The organism is Pueribacillus theae (assembly GCF_003097615.1).
Lineage (GTDB): Bacteria > Bacillota > Bacilli > Bacillales > UBA6769 > Pueribacillus > Pueribacillus theae.
In genome coordinates, this window is record NZ_QCZG01000099.1 from 1 (window position 1) to 1,695 (window position 1,695).

The window sequence follows — 1,695 nt, forward strand, 5'->3', positions numbered from 1 at the left end:
CGAATGATTTCCAACCATTCTGAGGGAACCTTTGGGCGCCTCCGTTACCTTTTAGGAGGCGACCGCCCCAGTCAAACTGCCCACCTGACACTGTCTCCCAGCCGGATGACGGCTGCGGGTTAGAACTTCAGTACCGCAGGGGTAGTATCCCACCGTTGCCTCCACCGAACCTGGCGGCCCGGCTTCCATGGCTCCTACCTATCCTGTACAAGCGATACCAAAATCCAATATCAAGCTACAGTAAAGCTCCATGGGGTCTTTCCGTCCTGTCGCGGGGAATGCGCATCTTCACGCATACTATAATTTCACCGGGTCTCTCGTTGAGACAGTATCCAAGTCGTTGCACCTTTCGTGCGGGTCGGAACTTACCCGACAAGGAATTTCGCTACCTTAGGACCGTTATAGTTACGGCCGCCGTTTACTGGGGCTTCAATTCAGAGCTTCGCCTAAGCTAACCCCTCCTCTTAACCTTCCAGCACCGGGCAGGTGTCAGCCCCTATACTTCGCCTTGCGGCTTGGCAGAGACCTGTGTTTTTGCTAAACAGTCGCTTGGATCTAGTCACTGCGGCTCTCCTGGGCTCTCACCCCTGAAAGCACCCCTTCTCCCGAAGTTACGGGGTCATTTTGCCGAGTTCCTTAACGAGAGTTCTCCCGAGCGTCTTAGGATTCTCTCCTCGCCTACCTGTGTCGGTTTGCGGTACGGGCACCTCTCTCCTCGCTAGAGGCTTTTCTTGGCAGTGTAGGATCGGGAACTTCAGTACTTCTGTTTCCCTCGCCATCACAGCTCAGCCTTCCGCCAGCGGGATTTGCCTCGCTGACAGCCTTACTGCTTGGACGTGCACTCCATCAGCACGCTTGCCCTACCTTCCTGCGTCCCCCCGTTGCTCAAACGGAGAGGAGGTGGTACAGGAATTTCAACCTGTTGCCCATCGCCTACGCCTTTCGGCCTCGGCTTAGGTCCCGACTTACCCTGAGCGGACGAGCCTTCCTCAGGAAACCTTAGGCTTTCGACGGAGGGGATTCTCACCCCTCTTTTCGCTACTTATACCGGCATTCTCACTTCTAAGCGCTCCACGAGTCCTTCCGGTCTCGCTTCGCCGCACTTAGAACGCTCCCCTACCATTCCAGAAGTCAGATGTCAGAAACCAGATGTCAGAAATCGAGATTATCCCCAGGTTTGAATCATACGGTACAATTGTTTTCCTAATTCATCATAATGCCGATACATTCGTTCAAACGTATCATTAGGAATGTAACCAAGATCCTTTACCATTTCAAGAAGAACCTTGACTTCATCTTTTGAACCTTGGGCGATATATAAAAACCGTTTAAAGTCAGCTAATGAGCTTTTCTTGCCATATCCTTCCGCAATATTTACAGGAATGGATATCGCTGCTCTTCTAAGTTGACTACCAAGTTCATATTTTTCAAAGTCTGGAAATGTCTGCGTTAATCGGTGAACTTGAAGTGCTAAGTCATAAGAGATTTCATACACTCTGAGTTCATGATAACTGCTCGCCATTTATTCTTCTTCCTTTTCTCTGATTTCCGGCCTCTGATATCTGACCTCCGGAATCCACGGCTTCGGTGATCCGTTTAGCCCCGGTACATTTTCGGCGCAGAGTCACTCGACCAGTGAGCTATTACGCACTCTTTCAATGATGGCTGCTTCTAAGCCAACATCCTGGTTGTCTG

The 1,695-nt window shown here is 51.0% G+C and carries 1 rRNA gene; it reads right to left on the reverse strand.

Annotated elements, in window-relative coordinates:
* Positions 1 to 1,695, reverse strand: a 23S ribosomal RNA gene (locus DCC39_RS18820); the annotation flags it as partial.